The 21,476-nt window shown below is 59.3% G+C and carries 19 protein-coding genes; 17 read left to right on the forward strand and 2 right to left on the reverse strand.

Annotated features, from left to right (window positions below; all coding sequences use genetic code 11):
• Positions 1-4: 4 nt before the first annotated feature.
• Positions 5-337, reverse strand: coding sequence for an iron-sulfur cluster insertion protein ErpA (erpA, locus tag ACSQ3J_RS20020; protein ID WP_060505235.1), 333 nt, complete (start codon positions 335-337; stop codon positions 5-7).
• A 211-nt stretch (positions 338-548) separates the two neighbouring features.
• Between erpA and ACSQ3J_RS20025 the strand changes: the two genes are divergently transcribed.
• The 14 genes from ACSQ3J_RS20025 to ACSQ3J_RS20090 all read left to right on the forward strand — a co-directional run bounded on the left by ACSQ3J_RS20025 (position 549) and on the right by ACSQ3J_RS20090 (position 16,962).
• Complete coding sequence (locus ACSQ3J_RS20025; protein ID WP_060505236.1) at positions 549-1,766, forward strand: deoxyguanosinetriphosphate triphosphohydrolase; 1,218 nt, start codon at positions 549-551, stop codon at positions 1,764-1,766.
• 105 nt (positions 1,767-1,871) lie between these two features.
• On the forward strand, positions 1,872-3,632 hold the full coding sequence (gene argS, locus ACSQ3J_RS20030) for an arginine--tRNA ligase (protein WP_436039971.1): 1,761 nt from the start codon (positions 1,872-1,874) through the stop codon (positions 3,630-3,632).
• A gap of 62 nt (positions 3,633-3,694) precedes the next feature.
• Positions 3,695-6,649, forward strand: a complete 2,955-nt coding sequence (locus tag ACSQ3J_RS20035) for an SPOR domain-containing protein (protein WP_436039972.1) — start codon at positions 3,695-3,697, stop codon at positions 6,647-6,649.
• Positions 6,650-6,792: 143 nt separating this feature from the next.
• Positions 6,793-7,809, forward strand: a complete 1,017-nt coding sequence (gene nagZ, locus ACSQ3J_RS20040) for a beta-N-acetylhexosaminidase (RefSeq protein WP_060505238.1) — start codon at positions 6,793-6,795, stop codon at positions 7,807-7,809.
• 81 nt (positions 7,810-7,890) lie between these two features.
• Entirely contained in the window at positions 7,891-8,709 is an 819-nt protein-coding gene (locus tag ACSQ3J_RS20045) for a segregation and condensation protein A (RefSeq protein ID WP_060505239.1), read from the forward strand.
• On the forward strand, positions 8,702-9,436 hold the full coding sequence (gene scpB, locus ACSQ3J_RS20050) for an SMC-Scp complex subunit ScpB (protein WP_112834674.1): 735 nt from the start codon (positions 8,702-8,704) through the stop codon (positions 9,434-9,436). The genes ACSQ3J_RS20045 and scpB overlap by 8 nt, the downstream gene beginning before the upstream one ends.
• Positions 9,437-9,669: 233 nt before the next feature.
• Positions 9,670-9,876 carry a twin-arginine translocase TatA/TatE family subunit gene (locus ACSQ3J_RS20055; RefSeq protein ID WP_060505241.1) on the forward strand — a complete coding sequence of 69 codons (207 nt, stop codon included), beginning with the start codon at positions 9,670-9,672 and terminating at the stop codon, positions 9,874-9,876.
• A 72-nt stretch (positions 9,877-9,948) separates the two neighbouring features.
• Positions 9,949-10,572 carry a Sec-independent protein translocase protein TatB gene (gene tatB / locus ACSQ3J_RS20060; protein WP_060505242.1) on the forward strand — a complete coding sequence of 208 codons (624 nt, stop codon included), beginning with the start codon at positions 9,949-9,951 and terminating at the stop codon, positions 10,570-10,572.
• Positions 10,569-11,387 (forward strand): twin-arginine translocase subunit TatC, encoded by an 819-nt coding sequence (tatC, locus tag ACSQ3J_RS20065; RefSeq protein WP_037101031.1) that lies wholly within the window; start codon positions 10,569-10,571, stop codon positions 11,385-11,387. Before tatB ends, tatC begins: the two co-directional genes overlap by 4 nt.
• A 69-nt stretch (positions 11,388-11,456) precedes the next feature.
• A complete protein-coding gene (gene serS / locus ACSQ3J_RS20070; protein ID WP_060505243.1) occupies positions 11,457-12,740 on the forward strand; it encodes a serine--tRNA ligase in 1,284 nt (427 codons plus the stop codon).
• Positions 12,741-12,765: 25 nt separating this feature from the next.
• Positions 12,766-13,536, forward strand: coding sequence for a 5'/3'-nucleotidase SurE (gene surE, locus ACSQ3J_RS20075; protein WP_060511073.1), 771 nt, complete (start codon positions 12,766-12,768; stop codon positions 13,534-13,536).
• Positions 13,533-14,186, forward strand: coding sequence for a protein-L-isoaspartate(D-aspartate) O-methyltransferase (locus ACSQ3J_RS20080; protein WP_060505245.1), 654 nt, complete (start codon positions 13,533-13,535; stop codon positions 14,184-14,186). The genes surE and ACSQ3J_RS20080 overlap by 4 nt, the downstream gene beginning before the upstream one ends.
• Before the next feature lie 294 nt (positions 14,187-14,480).
• A complete protein-coding gene (locus ACSQ3J_RS20085) occupies positions 14,481-15,137 on the forward strand; it encodes a hypothetical protein (RefSeq protein ID WP_060505246.1) in 657 nt (218 codons plus the stop codon).
• Positions 15,138-15,429: 292 nt separating this feature from the next.
• The gene (locus ACSQ3J_RS20090; RefSeq protein ID WP_060505247.1) at positions 15,430-16,962 is read left to right on the forward strand and encodes a LysM peptidoglycan-binding domain-containing M23 family metallopeptidase; all 1,533 of its coding nucleotides are present in this window, start codon (positions 15,430-15,432) and stop codon (positions 16,960-16,962) included.
• A 55-nt stretch (positions 16,963-17,017) separates the two neighbouring features.
• Here the strand turns inward: ACSQ3J_RS20090 and ACSQ3J_RS20095 are convergent, their stop codons facing one another.
• Positions 17,018-17,890, reverse strand: coding sequence for an ATP-binding protein (locus tag ACSQ3J_RS20095; RefSeq protein WP_060505248.1), 873 nt, complete (start codon positions 17,888-17,890; stop codon positions 17,018-17,020).
• Between the two features lie 242 nt (positions 17,891-18,132).
• On the opposite strand from ACSQ3J_RS20095, the gene yajC reads away from it, so the two are divergent.
• Genes yajC through ACSQ3J_RS20110 form a run of 3 tightly spaced genes read left to right on the forward strand, consistent with a single transcriptional unit; the run spans position 18,133 to position 21,474 of the window.
• The gene (gene yajC, locus ACSQ3J_RS20100) at positions 18,133-18,468 is read left to right on the forward strand and encodes a preprotein translocase subunit YajC (RefSeq protein WP_060505249.1); all 336 of its coding nucleotides are present in this window, start codon (positions 18,133-18,135) and stop codon (positions 18,466-18,468) included.
• Positions 18,469-18,527: 59 nt separating this feature from the next.
• Positions 18,528-21,086: a protein translocase subunit SecDF gene (gene secDF / locus ACSQ3J_RS20105; protein WP_060505250.1), complete on the forward strand. Its 2,559-nt coding sequence runs from the start codon at positions 18,528-18,530 to the stop codon at positions 21,084-21,086.
• A 1-nt stretch (position 21,087) separates the two neighbouring features.
• Positions 21,088-21,474, forward strand: coding sequence for an Mth938-like domain-containing protein (locus ACSQ3J_RS20110; protein WP_060505251.1), 387 nt, complete (start codon positions 21,088-21,090; stop codon positions 21,472-21,474).
• Positions 21,475-21,476: the final 2 nt, after the last annotated feature.

Below are 21,476 nucleotides of genomic sequence, written 5' to 3' on the forward strand. Positions count from 1 at the left end.
GCTGTCAGACCGAGAAACTTGTGCCACATCCGCAGCTTGCGACGGCATTCGGATTCTTGATCTGAAACGACTGGCCGAGCAGATTATCGACGAAATCGATTTCGGACCCGCTCATATAAACCAGTGACAGGCTGTCGATCAGAACTTTGGCCTCGCCTTTTTCCAGAACGAGATCGTCGTCATCGGCATCGCCGACCAGATCGAACTTATAGGAAAAGCCCGAACATCCGCCGCCTTCGACGGAAACGCGCATGGCCTTTTTCTCGGCATCCGATTTCAGGATCACGGCAATGCGTTTTGCCGCCGAGTCCGAGAGAGTTACGGTTTCTATTGTCATATCTACCTCCTGCCGGGGTCAAGAACCGGAGAGATTCGCTGTTTACGTCACCCGTTGCCCAAGTCGTGCCGACGGACGGGAAGGATCAATTCGCGCGGCAAGCCCTTGATTTCGTTCATCGCCAAAAGCGATGTCCACTCGGTGCTTTCCTGCAGCGCCCACTATAGGTATGAAGGCTTTAATACCGCGTCAATGGGATGCTGAACGGGAAATGACATTGGACAGACATGCGCTTGGTTTTGGTGCCGGTGAACGCGCGATTTTCGCCTCGGATCCGTGGGCCAGCCGCGGGAGGCTTTATCCCGAAACAGGCAGCCCGACGCGTTCCGATTTCCAGCGCGACCGCGACCGCATCGTTCACACCACGGCCTTCCGCCGTCTGAAGCACAAGACCCAGGTCTTCATTGCCGCCGATGGCGATCATTATCGCACCCGGCTGACCCACACGATCGAAGTTGCCCAGATCGCCCGGGCGCTGGCGCGGGCGTTGAAACTGGACGAGGATCTGGCCGAGGGCGTGGCGCTCGTCCACGATTTTGGACACACGCCGTTCGGTCATACCGGCGAAGACGCGTTGCACGAGATGCTCGCGCCCTATGGTGGTTTCGATCACAATGCCCAGTCGCTGCGGATCGTCACCAAACTCGAGCGCCGCTATGCCGAGTTCGATGGTCTCAATCTGACATGGGAGAGCCTCGAAGGGCTGGTCAAGCACAATGGGCCACTTGTGGCTGCCAACGGCGAGGGCACGCGCGGTCCGGTGCCTCAGCCCATTCGCGACTATTGCGCGCTGCACGATCTGGAACTGGCAAGTTTTGCAAGCCTCGAAGCGCAGGTGGCGGCGATTGCCGACGATATCGCCTATAACACGCATGATATTGATGACGGGTTGCGCTCCGGCTATCTCAAGTTCGAGATGCTGGAGGAAATACCGTTCCTCGCCGGGTTGATGCGTGAGGTCGGCGATCGCTACCCGGGGCTGGAAGCCAGCCGCTTCACCCATGAAATCATGCGCCGGCAAATCACCGCCATGGTTGAGGACGTGATCACCGTTGCGCAGGATAATCTGAAAGACATCCGGCCGCAGAGTGCTCCTGATGTGCGCAACGCGGGTAGGGTGATTGCGACCTTCTCAAAGGCCATGGCCGAGACGGACAAGCAGATCAAGAAGATGCTGATGACGCGGATCTACCGGCATCCGGACGTGATGCGGGTGCGCAAGGATGCTGCCCTGATCGTCACCGATCTTTACAAGGCCTTCATGGCCGATCCGCGCGAGATGCTGAAACACTACTGGATTGACCAGATCCCCGGCATGGCAGAACCGGCCAAGGCGCGCCATGTCGGCGACTATCTGGCCGGGATGACGGATACCTATGCAATCTCCGTGCACAGGCGTTTGTTTGACCATACCCCTGATTTGCGGTAGTCACCGCGCCGGTTGGCGGCAGCATCGAGCATATCGGGTTGCCGTTGATGTGAACGATAGGAACGCGGCCTCGCGCCTTTGGGCGCAGCTGAGCGGATGGGTGCCATGAATCTTTTCACTGACTTCGGATCAAGAATTAAAAACGTGCTGGAAGCGCTTGATATCGTGCGTGAAAACCGATCAGAGCTTGATTTCAGCCGAATCAGCGTGGAATCGCCGCGTGATGCGAGCCATGGCGATGTCGCGACCAATGCCGCGATGGTGCTGGCCAAGCCGCTCGGTACCAATCCGCGTGCATTGGCAGACCAGATTGTCGCCAAGCTCAAGGAAGACCCGGAAGTTGCTGACGTTTCCGTCGCAGGCCCGGGCTTCATCAACGTCAAGCTTTCGATCGCGTACTGGCAGAAGCTGCTGACCGCAATGATCGGCGAAGGCATCGATTATGGCAGGAGTGCCGTCGGGGCCGGCCGCAAGGTCAATGTCGAATATGTCTCGGCCAACCCCACCGGCCCGATGCATGTCGGCCATTGCCGTGGCGCCGTCGTTGGCGACACGCTTGCCAACCTGCTTGAGTTCGCCGGCTATGAGGTGACCAAGGAATATTACATCAACGACGCGGGCTCGCAGATCGACACGCTCGCGCGCTCGGCTTTCCTGCGCTACCGCGAAGCTCTGGGCGAAAAGATCGGTGAAATCCCGGCAGGGCTCTATCCCGGCGATTATCTTGTGCCGGTCGGCGAGGCACTGGTTGCCGAGTTCGGATCGAGCCTACGGATCATGCCGGAAGACAAATGGATGCCGCTCGTCAAGGAGCGCACCATTGCCGCAATGATGGTGATGATCCGCCAGGATTTGGCAGCACTCAACGTTCATCATGACGTGTTCTTCTCCGAGCGCACGCTGCATGCGGACGGCGCAACACGCATTCGCAACGCCATCAACGATCTGACCTTCAAGGGCCATGTCTACAAGGGCACGTTGCCGCCGCCGAAGGGGCAGTTGCCGGAAGACTGGGAAGATCGCGAGCAGACGCTGTTCCGCTCGACCGAGGTTGGCGACGATATCGACCGGCCACTGATCAAGTCGGATGGGACCTATACTTACTTCGCCGCCGACGTTGCCTATTTCAAGGACAAGTTCGATCGCGGCTTTAACGAGATGATCTATGTTCTCGGTGCCGATCACGGCGGCTACGTCAAGCGGTTGGAAGCCGTGGCGCGGGCGGTGTCCGGCGGCGCGTCGAAGCTGACCGTGTTGCTTTGCCAACTGGTCAAGCTCTATCGCGACGGTGAGCCGGTGAAAATGTCGAAGCGGTCGGGCGATTTCGTCACGCTGCGGGATGTCGTCGAAGAGGTCGGCCGCGATTCGGTGCGGTTCATGATGATCTATCGCAAGAGTTCAGAGCCGCTCGATTTCGACTTTGCCAAGGTCACAGAACAGTCGAAGGATAACCCGGTCTTCTACGTGCAATATGCTCACGCGCGTTGCATGTCGGTTTTCCGTCAGGCGGCAGAGGCGTTTCCGGACGTTGATTTCGCGGCCGCCGATCTCGCCGGCGCTATCAAAGGCAACATCTCTGATTCGAACGAGCTGCAACTGGTTGCCAAGCTGGCAGAATATCCGCGTATTATCGAGGCCGCCGCACTGTCCCAGGAGCCTCATCGGATCGCATTTTACCTCTATGATCTTGCCAGCGCCTTCCACGCGCACTGGAATAAAGGTAAAGAGTCTCCAGAATTACGTTTTGTTAACGATAAAAATGGAGAATTGACCATTGCCAGACTTGGGCTGGTGCGTGCTGTCGCCTCGGTGTTGAAGTCGGGCCTGTCTATTACAGGTACCGCTGCACCAAACGAGATGCGATAGTATTGTCACCATTTACCCACAATGCACTGGCAATGACTGGCTAGTAGTTGTGAGTGGAGCGGATGGCAGAGAAACAATTGGCACGAAGCGGGGCTGCGGATTTCAACGTTTTGGCGGACGATGATCCATTGGCAGAACTCGCCCGCATCGTCGGCTATGACAATCGGCCTGCAGTTCAACAGCTGCAGGAACTCGAGCGGCATCGTGAGATGGTAAATAGGGAATCTGTGCTTCCTGAGCCGGTTCTCGATCTCGAAGACGAACTCCTGCGCGAGTTCGATGTCTATGATGCGCCACAGGCTGCTCCAGTTGTTCATGTTGCCGAGCCGGTTAATATCGAAGAGCCTGTTTCCTTCGCGCCTTTCGATGAAGAGTATCATGCTGCTCTTTCGCAGCCCGTTGAGCAGCCTGCCGTCGAATATCAGGCCGTAGAGGTCGCTGCGCCCGTTGTCGATGTGGTCGCGCCGGCCGAAAGCATCGAGCCGATTGCTGTCGAGCAGCCGGTTTTCGAGCAGGACATTGCCTTCGAGGCGATGGTGCCTGAGCATTCCGTGGCGCAATCCTGGTCACAGGAACCGGAGGCGGTCGCCCCGGAAGCCGACATTGCCCCCGAAATCGATAATGGTTGGGCCGTCGAGCAATGGAGCGAGCCGGCTTTTGACGGTGCGGACCTGGAGCGTGAGCTGGAGCTGTCGATCAGCTACGACGAAGCGCAGCAGGCAGATATCCGTCAGGCGCCTCACTTCGAGCCGGAACAGGACTTTTCCGCAGCGGGTTTCGCAAGTGTTGCCGAGCCAATTGTTGCTGCGCCTGTGTTCGAGAGCCCGGTTGCGTTCGAAGCTGTGGACTATTCCCCACCCGAAGCCGCGCAGCCTGTTGCCGATCCTGAAGCTTTGATGCAGGCCGAGCTGCCGGAATGGCGGGATACACCGGCGCCGACATCCGGCAATATCGTTATTTCGCCTGCGGATACCCACGGCATTGATGCCCTTCTGGCCGACATCGAGCGTTTTCCCGTGCCGCCCAAGGCGGAGGTTGCGTCTCCGGTGGAGGTTGCGCGCAAAGTCAACTACCCGTTTACACCGACGTTCAGCCGTGCGACGCCCGTCGCCACGAACGGCGGCGTGTCGTCCCAGAAAGCCTATGCAACGCCGCTGGCGGCAGCCGTGGTGGCCGCACCAGTGGCCGTCGCTGTCGCTGAGGCTGCCTATCAACCGGCAGAAGCCGCCGCCGAACCGGTGGTGATCGAGGCCGCTGCAGCCCTGAAGCCGGCCGTCAACGCCGAGCCTGATTTCGATCTCGATACGTTCGAGCTGGATCTTTCCGATATCGATATCAATTTGGATGCCGATGCTCCGGCTTTTGAGCCGGCGGCACAGGAGATCCCCTTTACCGCCGCCGAACCTGTTGCAGCCGCACCAGTCGTCGCCGCTTTCACCCCGGTAGCGCCTGCGGCCTACATTCCGGAGGCTGTGGAAGAAGTTCGCGAGGAGCCGGAAAGCGCTTTGGCTTTTGATCCGGCGATGATTTCGGAAACGGAAGAGAGCCTGACGGCGATTGCCGACCTTAACGTTCCCCAATTGCCTGTTGTCGAGCAGGAGCGCCCGGCTGTTCATCACCCGGATTACGATCTTGATATCGATGCTGAAATGGCTCAGCTTTTTGCCGCTCCGGGCCGCACCGCACAGAGTGTCGACCGCAGTGCCAATGCGACGCAAGCTGCAGCACCTGTTCAATCGTCGAATGTTCGCGTCGAAGAGGATTTCGACGAGTTCGAGAAGGCGATGGAAGAGGACTTCCGCCGGTCGCTGAGCCAGCCGCAGGACAATGATCCGTCCTCCGACCGTTTGGCCGTTGGTTCCGGTTATGCCGCCAACAACGATTATGACGACGAGCGCCGCGGTTCGGGCCGCCGCCGTCTGGCGCTGCTGGCCGCAACCGTTGCCGGTCTGGCGATCTTTGGCGGCGTTGGCGTCTATGCCTTCATGGGCGGTACGGGTTCCTCGCTGTCCGGCGGCGAGCCGAAAATCATTCTGGCGGACAAGTCGCCGGTGAAGATGGTGCCGGTGGAGAAGGGCGGCAAGACCGTTCCGAACCAGGACAAGGCCGTTTATGACCGTGTTGCCGGTGCGCAGGACACGACGCCTCAGCAGGGGACCCTGGTTTCCTCCACCGAAGAACCGATTGATGTGGTTCAGCGGACGTTGACACCGGAAAATCTGCCAAATGAAGGCACTGATGATGACCTTCCCGGCGTGATGCCGGTGGACGACGATGGCAGCGCCCGGCTTCTGCCGGATGGACAGACGGCGGACAATGCCACAGCTGACGCAGAACAGTCGCCTGCTGTATCGCCGCGCAAGGTTCGCACGATGATCGTCAAGCCTGACGGGACGTTGGTAGCCCGCGAGGAGCCGGTGGCCGAGCCGCAGACAAATGTTGCTGCCAACAATGGCGAACCGCAGGTCAATGTCGTCAAGACGACAACCTTGACCAAGCCGATCGAGACCGCTTCGACGCCGAAGTCGCAGCCTGTTGTCGAACAGCTTGCCGAGCAGGGACAGAAGAGCGCACTTGCTGAGGCCGCAGACGTAACGGTTAATGAAACCGCGCCGGTCCGCCCCGTCAAGACGACGGATGTAGCCGATGCGAACCCGCTACCGCAGACGCGTCCGGCCGCAGAGCAGAAGGTTGTCGATACCTTCAAGAACGATATCGCTGCAACGCAGCCTGCTGCCGAAGGAAAGCCGGTCGAAACAGCCTCGATTGCGCCTGGTACCTATGTGATCCAGATCGCCTCGCTGCCGTCCGAAGCCGAAGCCCAGACGTCCTACAAGACGCTCTCCGGCAAGTTCGGCAGCGTGATTGGCGGCAAGGGTGTCGATATCAAGAAGGCCGAAATCGCAGGCAAGGGCACCTATTACCGGGTTCGTATTCCGGCAGGCTCCCGCGACGCCGCCAACGCGATGTGCGCACAGTACAAGAGCGCTGGCGGCAGCTGCCTCGTGACACGATAATCTGGTCGAATGACCAGCCCACAAAAGGCGCGGCCACTGGTCGCGCCTTTTTCATGTCCGAGGCTGGCCGCAAGCGTTGCGAATGCTGAGACAAGACGAGAAACCGGCTTTCGTCTTGCCAAGGGCTGCGGCTATCATACGGCATGACCGAATCAAAAGCATTCATTTCGGGCTGCAAAGGCCTGACCATCACCCCGGACGAAAAAGCCTTTTTCGCGGACGAGCGTCCGTGGGGCTTCATTTTGTTTGGACGCAATATTGGCGAAGCCAACCAGATTGCTGATCTGACGGCGTCCTTGCGCGACAGCATCGGCAATCCCGATGCGCCGGTGCTGATCGACCAGGAGGGTGGCCGCGTCCAGCGCATTCGCCCGCCGATCGTGGCGCAGTATCCGAATGGTGCGGCCATCGGCGAAATCTATCGTCGTGATCGTGAACAGGGTCTGCGCGCCGCATGGCTGATGTCGCGGCTGCATGCATTTGACCTGATGCGGTTCGGTATCACCATTGATTGCCTGCCGGTACTGGATGTGCCTATCGAAGGCAGCAGTGACGTCATTGGCAATCGCGCTTACGGCTACGATCCGCGCGCCGTTGCCGAAATCGGCGCCGCTGCGTCGGCTGGCCTCAAGGCCGGCGGCATGCTGCCTGTGATGAAGCATATGCCGGGCCATGGCCGGGCCTTTGTCGATTCGCATCATAAGCTGCCCGTGGTCGACGTTTCCTTCGATGAACTGGCCAACAGCGACTTTCTGCCGTTCGTTGCCATGAAGGACGAACTGATGGGCATGTCGGCCCATATCGTCTTCACTGCCATCGATCCGGATAATCCGGCAACGACCTCGGCGAAGGTGGTGCGGGATGTCATCCGCGGCCATATCGGTTTTGATGGTCTGTTGATGTCGGACGATGTCTCGATGAATGCGTTGGCCGGCGATATCGAGGCGCGGGCGCGCGGGATTATTGCTGCCGGGCTCGATCTGGTGTTGCATTGCCATGGCATCATGGATGAAATGCATCAGGTCGCGCGGGTCGTGCCGGTCATTTCCGGAGACAGGCTGCGCCGTGTGCAGGCTGTCGAGGCTGGCTTTGCTAAGCCCGACGCCTCGGACGAAGCAGCGCTGCGGGAAGAATTTAACGGCATGCTGGCTATAGCGTAGGAGGCATGAGCTGATTTCAGGGGCAGGGCAATCGTGAGTAACGCCGGCGACACGCAGAAGAAACCGGCGACACGGGCGCCGATGGATTCTCTGTGGCAGGATGACCCCTCCGATCGCGGCCTGCACGAGGAAGAGCTGGTCGTCGATATCGCCGGGTTTGAAGGTCCGCTCGATCTTTTGCTGCATCTTGCCCGCAATCAGCGCGTTGATCTCTCGCGTATTTCCGTGTTGGCGCTTGCCGAGCAATATATCGCCTTCATCGAGCGTGCCCGCAGCATCCGGCTTGAACTGGCGGCTGATTACCTGGTGATGGCCGCCTGGCTGGCGTTCCTCAAGTCTCGTCTGTTGATTCCCCAGCAGGCCAAGGACGAAGGCCCATCAGGCGAGGAGATGGCGTCGGCGCTGGCGTTCCGCCTCAAGCGGCTTGAAGCCATGCGCGAGGCAGCCACCCGCCTGATCAACCGCAACCGGCTCGGCCGCGACGTGTTTGCCCGTGGTGCGCCGGAACATATTCCGGTCGAAAAGAAATCGGCGTTCGAGGCTTCGCTTTACGATCTGCTCCATGCCTATGCGTCGCTGCGCCAGCGTGAGGCGGTGATGCAGGTGACGATCGAGAAGCGGCAGGTCTGGTCGCTTGCCGATGCGCGGCTCGTGCTGGCGCGGCTGATTGGCGATATGGTCGACTGGACAGCGTTGGATCATTTTCTGCTGCGCTACATGACGAGCCCGAAGGAACGCGCCACGGCAATTGCCAGTTCTTTTGCCGCCTCGTTGGAAATGGTGCGTGAAGGGCGCCTCGAAATCCGCCAGGATGGTGCCTTTGCGCCGATCTATCTCCGCCAGGGACCAAATCCGCTCACGCCCGAAGGGCTAGCGGCCATGGAGGCGGGGCGTGATTGAGCCGCAAGAGCGTCTGCCGGGGATGATCGAGGAAGAGGACGGCGCAGAGACAACCATTCCCTTGATTGATCCGCGCACTGAGCTGGAAGTCGAGCGCATCGCTGAAGCGCTGGTGTTTGCCTCTGCCCAACCGGTCTCGGAGGGCTATATCGCCGCACGCCTGCCGCAGGGAGCGGACGTTCGGCGCATCATGATGCGGCTGAAATCCATTTATGCCGGCCGTGGCGTCAACCTGTTGCAGGTCGCCGATCACTGGGCGTTCCGCACGGCCGCCGACCTTTCGTTCGTCGTGCAGACCGATGAAAACGAGGTGCGCAAGCTGTCGCGCGCTGCCCTCGAAGTTCTGGCGATCATTGCCTATCATCAGCCAGTGACGCGAGCCGAGATCGAGGATATTCGCGGCGTGCAGACGTCCAAGGGGACGCTGGATGTGCTGATGGAAGCGGGCTGGATCCGCTTTCGCGGCCGCCGCCGCACGCCGGGCAGGCCGGTGACATTCGGCAGTACGCGGGACTTTCTCGATCACTTCGGGCTGGAGGAACTGCGCGATCTCCCAGGCCTTGAGGAGTTGAAGGGGGCAGGGTTGCTGTCCGGACGCATCCCGGCAAATTTCCAGATCCCTGTGCCGCTCGGTGACGATGGGTTTGGCGAGGACGAGGATCCGATCACGCAACTCGATCTCGAAGAACTCGGCCTTCTGCCGCCATCCGGCGGGGATGGCGAGTAGAGCGGCGCTTTCGTCTCGCCCCTTACTGCTTTTCTGGTCACGTCCTCGTGACTTCGTGGCCAGAATACGCTGGAAAGTTCGGCGATTCATACAGTTGGCTGTATCTCCGCCGCAGTCTCGGTGTAAGGATTGCGCGACGGACGCCTTTCCGCTAACCAGCGAAATGGATTGCTGTTTGAAAAAGATGGTTGAGCATCTTAAATCGGGGTTACAGGCTTCAAGGGAGTAAGAATATGGGTTCCTTTAGTATCTGGCATTGGCTGATCGTTCTGGTCGTCGTTCTGCTGCTGTTCGGCCGTGGCAAGATCCCGGAACTGATGGGCGACGTTGCCAAGGGCATCAAGAGCTTCAAGAAGGGCATGACCGACGACGAGACGGCATCGGCCGACAAGACCGTCGATGGCAAGACGGTCGAACACAAATCCGACGAAGTCCGCTAATCATGCATATTGTTCAGGGCCTGACCCGTCCGGGCAGGCCCTGCCGCCTTCGGTTTTGTGGAGTTCCTGAGAATGCTTGATGTCGGCTGGACCGAGCTTGTCGTTATTGCCATCGTTCTGATCATTGTGGTTGGTCCGAAGGATCTGCCGCCGATGCTGCGAACCTTCGGCAAGATGATGACGAAGATGCGCGGCATGGCGAACGATTTCCGCCAACAATTCGACGAAGCGCTGAAGGAAGCCGACCTCGACGACGTGCGAAAGACGCTGAGCGACGCTCAAAAACTCAACCCGGCCAACACCATCCGCGAGGCGATGAACCCGCTCAGGCAGATGGGCAATGATATCAAGGCCGATCTGCAGAAGGCGACGGCGGTTGACCCCGCGCCAAAGGCGGATATCCCGCCACCCGCTTCCGTTTCAGCCGAGGCCGCAGTTCCGCAGGAGCAGCCAAAGGCTGATCCTGTTGCCGCTGCTGCAATCGCATCGGCTGCCAAGCAGATGGATCGTGCCGCCGAGGCTGAAAAGCCCAAGCCGAAACGTGTTGCCAAGCCGAAGACGGTAGCCCCTGAGCCCGCTGTTGTGTCCGCTGTAAAGACACCGGCGAAAAAGGCGAAGGTTGCTGTTTCGGCCGATGTCAAGCCGGCCGCCAGCAAGTCAGCAGCCAAGACGACGAAGAAAAAAGGTGACGCATGAGCGGCGATATCGAAGACAAGCCCCAGCCGCTGATGGCGCACCTGATCGAACTGCGCGCCCGCCTGATGTGGGCCGTCGGTGCGTTCTTCGTGGCCTTCCTCGTCTGCTTCTATTTTGCCAAGGGTATCTTCAACATTCTTGTCCAGCCCTTCAAGTGGGCGGTGGATTGGGCTGGTCTCAATCATGGTTCGGTTGAGCTGATCTACACCGCGCCGCAGGAATTTTTCTTCACCCAGATCAAGGTGGCGATGTTCAGCGCGCTGGTGATCGCGTTTCCGGTGATTGCCTCGCAGGTCTACAAATTCGTCGCGCCCGGGCTTTACAAGAACGAGCGCGCGGCTTTCCTGCCGTTTTTGATTGCATCGCCCATTCTCTTCATTCTCGGTGGTTGCCTCGTTTATTTCTTCTTCACGCCGATGGTCATGTGGTTCTTCCTGGCTATGCAGCAGGATGGCAGCAACGGACAGGTGTCGATCCAGCTTCTGCCAAAGGTGTCTGAATATCTGAGCCTGATCATGTCGCTGATCTTCGCGTTCGGCTTGGTGTTCCAGTTGCCAGTCATCACCACGCTGCTTGCGCGCGTGGGTTTTGTCACGGCGGATGGCCTGAAGGAAAAGCGGAAATATGCGATCGTCATTGCGTTCATCGCCGCCGCCATCCTGACGCCGCCGGATCCGGTGTCCCAGATCGGCCTTGCTCTGCCCGCCATCCTTCTCTACGAGATTTCCATCTACACGGCCCGACTCATCGAACGGCAACGGGCGCGCGACGCAGCTGCGCGCGAGGTTGCCGAGGCGGAGGAAAACGCCGGCTGATACGCTTGTGTATCAGCCAATGCGTTCGGGTCTCAGTTTTTACCAAGACCGATCAGGACCTGAACGACCATGCTTGATATCAAATGGATTAGGGATAATGCCGAAGCCCTGGACGCCGCCCTTGCAAAGCGCGGCGCCGAGCCCCTGTCGGCTGCACTGATTTCGCTCGATGAAAAGCGCCGCTCTCTCGTTCAGTCGCTGCAGGACATGCAGTCGCGCCGCAATGCCGCATCCAAGGAAATCGGCGCCGCGATGGCGCAGAAGAACAGCGAGCTTGCCGATAAGCTGAAGGCGGAAGTGGCCGAGTTGAAGACCACGATGCCGGCGTTGGAAGAGGAAAACCGGCTGACGGACGCCGCCCTCATCGAGGCCTTGTCCAGCATTCCGAATATTCCGCTCGACGATGTTCCGGTCGGGAGCGATGAGCACGGCAATGTGGTCAAGCACAGCCATGGCCAGAAGCCCGGCTGGAATCACCAGCCGAAAGAACATTTCGAAATCGGTGAAGAACTCGGTTGGCTCGATTTCGAAGGCGCTGCCAGGATCGCCGGTTCGCGCTTCACCATCGTCAAGGGCCAGCTGGCGCGCCTTGAGCGGGCGCTTGGCCAGTTCATGCTCGACCTGCATACCGGCGAACACGGCTATCTTGAGGTCCAGCCGCCGCTGATGACCCGCGACGAGGCCATGTATGGAACGGGGCAGCTGCCGAAGTTTTCCGAGGATCTTTTCAAGACCACGGATGGCCGCTGGCTGATCCCGACGGCAGAAGTGCCGTTGACCAATATGGTGCGCGAACAGATCCTTGAGGCCGATGCCCTGCCGCTGCGCTTTACGGCGCTGACGCCGTGCTTCCGTTCCGAGGCAGGTTCCGCTGGCCGCGATACCCGCGGCATGCTGCGCCAGCATCAGTTCAACAAGGTCGAACTCGTGTCGATTACCGATGCCGACAATTCGATTAATGAACATGAGCGCATGACGGGCTGCGCCGAGGAAGTGCTGAAGCGCCTCGGCCTGCACTATCGGGTCATGACGCTGTGCACCGGCGACATGGGCTTTGGTGCCCGCAAGACTTACGATCTGGAAGTGTGGCTGCCGGGGCAGGACGCCTATCGCGAAATCTCGTCCTGCTCGGTCTGCGGCGATTTTCAGGCCCGGCGGATGAACACCCGCTACCGGACGAAGGACGACAAGGCCCTGAGGTTCGTTCACACCCTGAACGGTTCCGGTACCGCTGTCGGCCGCGCTTTGATCGCCGTCATCGAAAACTATCTGAATGAAGACGGATCGGTAACCATCCCGGACGTATTGTTGCCCTACATGGGCGGCCTCACGAAGATCGAAAAGGCCGGTTGAGCCGCGTCTGGCGGCAGGGGTTAAGATGCGAATTCTGCTGACAAATGACGATGGCATCCATGCCGAAGGCCTTGCCGTGCTCGAACGGATCGCCCGGACGCTTTCCGACGATGTCTGGGTGGTGGCGCCGGAAACGGACCAGAGCGGCCTTGCGCATTCTCTGACCTTGTCAGAGCCCCTGCGTCTGCGGCAGATTTCGGAAAAGCATTTCGCGCTGCGCGGGACGCCGACCGATTGCGTCATCATGGGCGTGCGCAAGGTTCTGGACGTCAAGCCGGATCTCATCCTGTCGGGTGTCAATGTCGGCGCCAACATGGCCGACGACGTCACCTATTCCGGCACGATTGCCGGAGCCATCGAAGGAACGCTGCAGGGCATCCGTTCATTTGCCCTCAGCCAGGCCTTTCGCCACGCAGATGGCGGTATCGTTCCCTGGGATGTTGTGGAAACCCACGCGCCCAAGCTTCTGAGGAAGCTGATGAATCTTGATCTGCCGGACGGGACGTTTCTCAACCTGAATTTCCCGAACTGTTCGGCCGATGCGGTGACCGGCACCGAAGTGACCTGTCAGGGCAAGCTTGATTTCGGCCTGTCGATCGATGAGCGCTCCGATGGACGCGGTCATCCTTACTATTGGCTTCGTTTCGGCGAGCGCTTCGGCGACTTCAGGGCAGGTACCGATATCCATGCGATCCGCGAGCACAAGATTTCCGTGACGCCATTGAAGCTCGATCTGACCGACTACGCGGTACAGGACCGGGTCGCCCGCGCGCTTCTTGATGGAGAGGCCGATTGAGCCCGCGCGTTATCGAGCAGGAAGGGTTTGCCGCATTGGTGCTGCGTTTACGGGCCGAAGGCATCTCCAACAAGGAGCTGCTCAACGCCGTCGAGCAGACGCCACGGTCGATCTTTACCCCACCGCAGTATCAGGAGAATGCCTATTCCTCGCGGCTCGTTCCGCTGGATTGCGGCGCCTTCATGGAAGGCTTCGATTTCGCCGTGCGGCTTTTGCACTGCCTGAATGTCAAGGCGGGCCAACGCGTGCTTGAGGTCGGTACCGGCAGCGGGTTTACGGCTGGCGTGATGGGGCGGATGGCCGAGCGGGTGCTGACGATCGAGCGTTACAAGACGCTTGCGACCAGCGCCCAGCGAAATCTTGAAAAGGCCGGTATCCGCAATGTGATCGTCCGCCACGCGGATGGCAGCATCGGACCGACGGGTGAGGGGACCTTTGACCGAATCCTGGTGACGACCGCATTCTCCAGCCTGCCGCGGGTCTTTTCCGATCACCTCGTGTCGGGCGGCGTCCTCATCGTGCCGATCATGATGAGCGAAACCGAATGCCGCATCGTCCGGCTGACGCGCACCGGTAGCCGCTTTGACCGGGAGGATCTGTTCGAGGCGCCCTATCTGCCGTTCGTCCCGCAAGTCGCTTCATTTCTCTGATTGTCCAGGCAGACCTTCAGCCGCGTGTTTGTCCCAAAGACTAAAAGCACCCCTTCCGTGAATTGATTCCCTCGACTGTTGCTGCAGTTCGGCGCATCGTTTTCAGCCTGCTTTCTCTATTCGTATATTCCATGGAAAAACAGGGCGTTAACCTCTCGTTAACGGCGGTCAGTTTCGCGCAAGTTTCGGGGCCTAACCGAATTCTGCGCACAAAAGTCATAGACCTGAGCTGACCCCTGAAGTGATGCGTGTTTGTCAGTTCTATTCCAGGCGTAGAAACGCAAGGAGCGGCAGATGCAGATCGCGAACAGATTGGCCTCGGCGACAGCCGGAGATGGGATGAACAATCTTGCCGGCCGTGCGGCAGCGCAGGGTGCCTCCGGCAATCGGGAGGATTCCGGCACATCCGTGTCGCTGACCGGAGGCTACGACCCTTCCTCGCGTGTTTCGCTGTCTGCGGAGGCGCTGCTGTTTCTGGGCCGTACAAAGCGCGTTCAGGAAAAATACCCGGCGCTGACCAGAGATGAATGGAGCAACAAGCTTTCGCCGCAGCTGGCTGCCCGCGAATACCAGGCATTTGGCAAATATAGCGAGACTGGCGACCACAAGGCCTACTATCGCGCCTTCATCGAGTATTACGACAACCTCCGCCCGGAAGACCAGAACAGCTTGCGCTATTTCGGCACGCGCGATGCGGCCATCGCCGGTGCGCGTTCTGTCGCCTATAGCGACGAGAGCGGTATGGACGGTGGATCGGGGTTTCAGACGCTTGTCAGTGTTCTGCTCGATGCTGACAAGGTGCAGTCGGAATTGACCGCTGCGCAGGATACCGGCGGTATGATCACCGGTGATATGTTCGGCTGGGATACCGGTACGATCAGCTATGAGGACGTGTCACAGACACGCAGCGGCCTCTCCGAGATCGAAAAATTCTACAGGGAAAGTTTTTGAGCTTTCGGCCGTAGTCAATTGAAGCTGCCGGGTAAAAGCCACAAACCGCTGCTCTGATGATCGCCGAGGCGGCCTGCAGGCGTGCCCGTATTTGAAGCGCTTCGCGCCGTCCCGGCGGGTGCCGTTTGCCGGGATACGCTAGGTCAATCGCGGGCACGCGGGACGGCGGTCTGCGATCATGGTTATCAATTCATCAAAAAAAGTGGAAGCTAATATCGGTTTTAACCGTGCGGTAACTCTAATGCGTTTTAATCATTTTACACCGAGTTGTGTTCCAAGTGGGTAAAGTGTCATGCGTATTAGAGTTTCGTCGAGTGTGGGAAAGTCCGCTGTCCGCCTGCTTGCAGCAATATTGCTGGCAAGCGTAGCGACAGGATGTAGCTCCGATGCAAGCCGCTTTGGCGGGCTTTTTTCGAAGTCCGACAATCTAACGACCAACTCAATCTCCAGCAGCAATGTTCCCATTCCGCGCAGCGATGTGCAGAGTGGTAGCCTAGCGGCTGCCCCGGTAGGGCAGGTCAATCGCCAGGAAGCGGTCAGTCAGCCTTTCCCTGATCCGGTTAATACCGCATCGACGCCGATTTCGCGCGCCCGGGAAGCTTCGACGCCGATCAATGTTCAGCGTGTCGCGCTGGCGGACTCGACTACGAAGGTGCGTGATACATCGCTGGCACAGCCCATGCCAGCGGCTCGCAACCTGGCGAAGGCCGAGCAGAAGCTTAATGCCGATCCGATCTCGACGGCGACGACATCCAAGGGCGGCTGGTCAACGGCGAACGCTCCTGCCGTTCTGCTTCGTCAGGGCGATACCGTCGCAACGCTCTCGAAGCGGTTCGGCGTGCCGGAAAAGGAAATTCTCAAGGCGAACGGTCTGACGTCTTCATCGCAGGCGGAGCCGGGTCAGCGCATTCTGATCCCGACCTTCGGTGTAGCCAGCAGCGCTGCCAAGGCATCGGCATCGGACGCCGCGGCGAGCCTTGATGTCGATAAGCAGAAGAATATCCCGATCCAGCCGGACAGCCGCGATGTGGCAATCCTGCCCGGTCAATCGCAGTCCCGCGAAAAGGGTGTCAATCGCACCGATATGGCCGCCGGCAAGCAGCCGGTTTCCGGCGACGGCAACGGTCAGGGCGGCACGTACACTGTCAAGGCGGGTGATTCCATCAACCGGATCGCCAAGGCAAACGGCGTATCGGTCGATGCGCTGCGCAAGGAAAACGGCCTGACCAGTGCTGCAATCCGCATCGGTCAGACGCTGAAGATCCCGGGCGGCAATGCCTCGGCTGCAGATCAAGTCGTCACCGCCTCGGTTCCGAAGAAGGCCGACACCAAGGTTGCCAAGGCCGACAGCACGAAGCCGGCCGAATATACGGCGCCGGTGGCCAAGCAGTCGGTAACGGAAGTCGCTTCGAAAGAGGACACGACCGAGGCCTCGCCGAAGGCAACAGGGATCGCCAAGTACCGCTGGCCGGTTCGTGGCGCAGTCATTGCCGGATATGGCGCCAACGTCGAAGGCAACCGCAACGACGGCATCAACATCTCGGTTCCCGAGGGTACGCCGATCAAGGCCGCAGAAAATGGCGTGGTCATCTATTCCGGCAGCAGCCTGAAGGAGCTTGGCAATGCGGTCCTGGTTCGCCATGACGATGGCACTGTCACGGTCTACGGCAATGCGTCGGAACTGAAGGTTCAGCGCGGCCAGAAGATCCAGCGCGGCCAGACGCTTGCAGCGTCCGGCATGAGCGGCACGGCAACGCAGCCGCAGGTGCACTTCGAGGTTCGCAAGAACGCCAGCGCGGTCAATCCGGCCACTTTCCTGGAATAGTCTGAAGCTGCCGCCAATCATCAAAAGAAAAGCCCCTTCCGGGGCTTTTCTGCGTTTAGACCAGATCGATCTTTTTCTGCGAGCGGCCGGCCAGATCCTGAATGAACTGCCAGGCGACGCGGCCGGAGCGGGCGCCGCGCGTCGTGCTCCATTCCAGTGCATCGGCGTGAAGTTTTGCCGGGTCGGTCTCCAACCCGAAATGCGCGGCATAGCCATCGATCATCGCCAGATAGTCGTCCTGGCTACACTTGTAGAACCCGAGCCAGAGCCCGAAGCGATCAGACAGCGAGACCTTTTCTTCGACTGCCTCGGATGGGTTGATCGCCGTCGATTGCTCATTTTCCATCATATGGCGCGGCAACAGGTGCCGGCGGTTGGATGTCGCATACAGCAGCACGTTTGCAGGCCGGCCTTCGATGCCGCCGTCAAGGACCGCTTTCAGCGACTTGTAGGATGTGTCGTCATGATCGAAGGACAGGTCGTCGCAAAAGACGATGACCGGGACAGGGGCGGTCTTGAGGATTTCCATCAGGGTTGGCAACGTGGCGATATCTTCGCGATGCACCTCGACCAGCTTCAGGCGGATACCTGCATCGGCAGCGACGCTGGCATGCACCGCCTTGACCAATGAGGATTTGCCCATGCCGCGTGCGCCCCAGAGCAATACGTTGTTGGCCGGAAAGCCTTGCGCAAATCTCAGCGTGTTATCGAACAGAATATCGCGGACATGATCGACGCTCTGGATCAGCTTGAGTTCCACCCGGTTTGGCTTGGTCACCGGCTGAAGGTGCAGCCGTTGAGGCGCCCAGACGAAGCATTCCGCAGAATCCCAGTCGTTCACGGCAGGGGCTGGACCGGCGATCCGCTCGATTGCCTCCGATAGCTTGCGCATTTCGGCGATCAGAAGGTCGATTTTTGTGTCCTGCATGAGAGTTTCCCCGATGATGGCTGTGGTTTTGGCTGTGGGGCCAAGCTGTCCGGTAGCATGGCTGATCTAACGGTAAAAGGCGTGAAATCCAGTAGAAAGAGCTTCTCCTTGGGCCGATTTCATGTATGAGGCTGAAGGCAGAAGCCGGTTGGTCTGATGTTGCATTGAAATCAACCTTTCCTATAGTCCGGCGATCCGAAACGCGGGCATCTGTCCGCCAAACCGCATTCAAGGAGTGATTGATGTTCATTACCGAGGCATTCGCCCAGACGGCACCCGGCGCAAGCGCCGGCGGCGCTGATATTCTCATGTCGATCCTGCCGTTCCTGCTGATCTTCGTCGTGATGTACTTCCTGATCATCCGTCCGCAGCGCGCCAACATGAAGCGCCGCGAGGAACTGCTGAAGAACATCCGCCGCGGCGATCAGATTGTTACCGGTGGCGGAATTGTCGGCAAGGTGACGAAGGTCGTTGATGACAACGAACTCGAAGTCGAAATTGCTGACGGTGTGAAGATTCGTGTGGTACGCAGTGGTGTATCCGAAGTCCGTGTGAAGGGCGAACCTGTCAAGGAATAAGCTTGCAGGGAGGCCGGGGCACACTGGCCACCTTGTAACGACGTGTCTTTGAGAGCTTCATGCCGTATTTTTCCCGCTGGAAAACCATCATCGTCTGGCTCGTCGTGCTGTTCAGCATCCTGGTCGCCGTGCCGAACGCGGTTCCGACCGCGACCTTGGCCACACTACCGGACTGGCTTCCCAAGAAGCAGATGATGCTGGGCCTCGATCTCCAGGGTGGATCGCAGATCACTCTGAAGATCGAGCGGGAAGATGTCGTCAAGGCGCGGCTTGAAACTGTTATCAACGATGTCGGCACGCGCCTTCGCGCTGCCGGCATCGGTTATTCCGGACTGTCTGGAACCGGGCAGGCGATCCAGCTTCGTCTTCGCGATGCCGCTCAGGCCGATGTTGCACGGGCGGCATTGAAGCCCCTGACCGATCTGGTCAAAGCCACTGGCCTGACGAAGAAAGATTTCAGCGAAGTCACCGTCGGCAATTCCCCCGATGGCGCCTTGTCTGTCGCTGTCACCGATGACGGCATCAACCACAGGATTTCCGCCACACTCGACAGCGCGATCACTGTTTTACACCGGCGCCTGACAGAACTCGGTTCTCTGCAGCCGAAGATCCGCAAACAGGGTGCGGACAGGATCATCGTCCAGATACCCGGGCGCTATGATCCCGAACAGATTAAATACATCCTTGGTCAGGCCGGAATGTTGTCATTTCGCAGCATCGATATGTCGATGCCGGTTGAAGACGCGGTCAACGGCCAGCCGCCGGTCAATTCGGAAATTCTCTATTCGGCAGACGATCCACCGATCGGTTATCTGCTGCGCCGCCAGCCCATTATCGACAACAGTGACATCATCGATGCTCAATCGGCGGTCAATGCCCAATCCGGTAATCCCGTGGTCAACCTTCGGCTGGGACCGGAAGGAACCGCTCGGTTTGCCCAGGCAACGACGGACAATTCCGGAACGACCGTTGCCATCGTTCTGGACGGGGCGGTGATTGCGACGCCTCTGGTGCGCAAGGCGATTACGGATGGGACCGTGCAGCTTGCCGCGGACATGAGCCCGGAAGGAGCCGGCGATCTGGCGCTGCTGTTGCGCGCCGGAGCCTTGCCGACACCTCTTACAGTCGTTGAGGAACGGTCGATCGGGGCGGGACGCGGCGCCGATTCTATCCATTCTATCATGACCGCCGGTGCAATCGGCGCCGTCCTGGTGATCGCCTTCATGATCGGTTTTTACGGGTTGTTCGGCGCGGTTGCGAGCCTTGCCGTCGCACTCAACGTCGTGATGATCATTGCTGTCCTGACTGCCACCGGGCTGCCTTTGACACTGCCGGGCATTGCCGGGATCGTGTTGACGATCGGCATGGCGGTCGATTCGAACGTGCTGATCTACGAGCGTATCCGCGAAGAAGTGCGGCAGGGCCGCTCGGTGCGGGACGCCCTGCAATATGGTTTCTCGCGGGCGTTTGCTGCCATTGTCGATGCCAACATCACGACATTGATCGCCGCGATCATTCTATTGTTCCTGGGGACGGGTTCCGTCCGCGGATTTGCCGTGACGCTTGCCATCGGTATCGTCACCACGCTTTTCACCGCCTTTACCCTGACACGGGTCATGCTGGAAATCTGGGTCGACCGGCGTAATCCGACGGCATTGCCGGATGGTATCCGCACCGGCATGTTCGATGGTGCCGCTTTGCGTTTCATGGCGATCCGCAATTATGTCTTCTCGCTGACGGCTCTCCTGTCCGTCGTCAGCATGCTTCTGTTTGGTACGCTTGGCATCAATCTCGGCATCGATTTCTCCGGTGGCTCGGTGATCGAGCTGAAAGCCCGGGAGGGTAATGCTGATCTCGAGGACATTCGTGGCCGTCTCTACGAGCTCAATATTGGTGACGTCACGGTAAGTCCGTTCGGTTCGGCGCAGGATGTGGTGGTCCGGGTCCATTCGCGTGATGGCGGCGAAAATGCCGAGCAGACATCGGTGATCATGATCCGGGGCGAGCTTGAGGAGGAATACGAATTCCGCCGCGTCGAAGTCGTCGGGCCGTCTGTTTCGGGCGACCTGACCACGGCTGCCACCATTGGCGTCCTGGCATCACTTCTGGCGATCCTGATCTACATCTGGGTGCGGTTTGAATGGCAGTTTGCCGCAGGCGCCATCGTCGCGACGCTGCATGACGTGCTTTTGACTATTGGACTGTTTGTCGTGACCGGCATGGAGTTCAATCTGACGAGCATCGCGGCCCTGCTGACAATCGTCGGTTACTCGCTCAACGATACGGTTGTCGTCTATGACCGTGTCCGCGAAAACCTCAGGCGATATCCGCGCATGCCCTTGCCGATCCTGATCGATACATCGATCAATCAGACCCTGTCTCGCACCGTGCTCACCGGCGCTACGACGATGCTTGCGCTGGCGGCGCTGTGCGTCTTCGGTGGCGAGGCGATTCAATCCTTTGCGTTCGTGATGCTGTTCGGCGTGGCTGTCGGTACGTTCTCGTCCATCTATGTGGCGGGTCCGGTTCTCATCCTGTTCAAGCTGCGGCATGGGACACCGGGCGACGCGGAAAAAGCCGGTGGCGTTGGTGCCCAGCCGGTCAAGGGAGCGCAGTAGCATGCGAAAACCCATCGAAATCCGTCAGGCTCATTTTCCGGGCCGGGCGCCGATCGACAGTTATGGCAATGGCGGCTTCCGGTTCGCGGAAATGTCGCATCGTGGCTCACTGCTGATGCTGCCCTCGGGCATCTACGGCTGGGACATGGTGGAGGGCGATCCGCTGACGGTGGACTATTTTCAGCGCGTTCTGGAAGAGGCCGCTGACATCGAGGTTCTTCTTGTCGGCACCGGCAAGGATATCAGACCTTTGCCTGCGGCCTTGAGGGCGGTGTTCAAGGAACACGGAATTTCATCCGATCCGATGAGCACCGGTGCTGCCATCCGAACCTACAACATCATGCTTGCCGAAGAACGCGCCGTCGCCGCCGCCTTCATTGTCGTTTGAAC

This window comes from Rhizobium sp. LjRoot98 (genome assembly GCF_964252935.1).
Lineage (GTDB): Bacteria > Pseudomonadota > Alphaproteobacteria > Rhizobiales > Rhizobiaceae > Pararhizobium.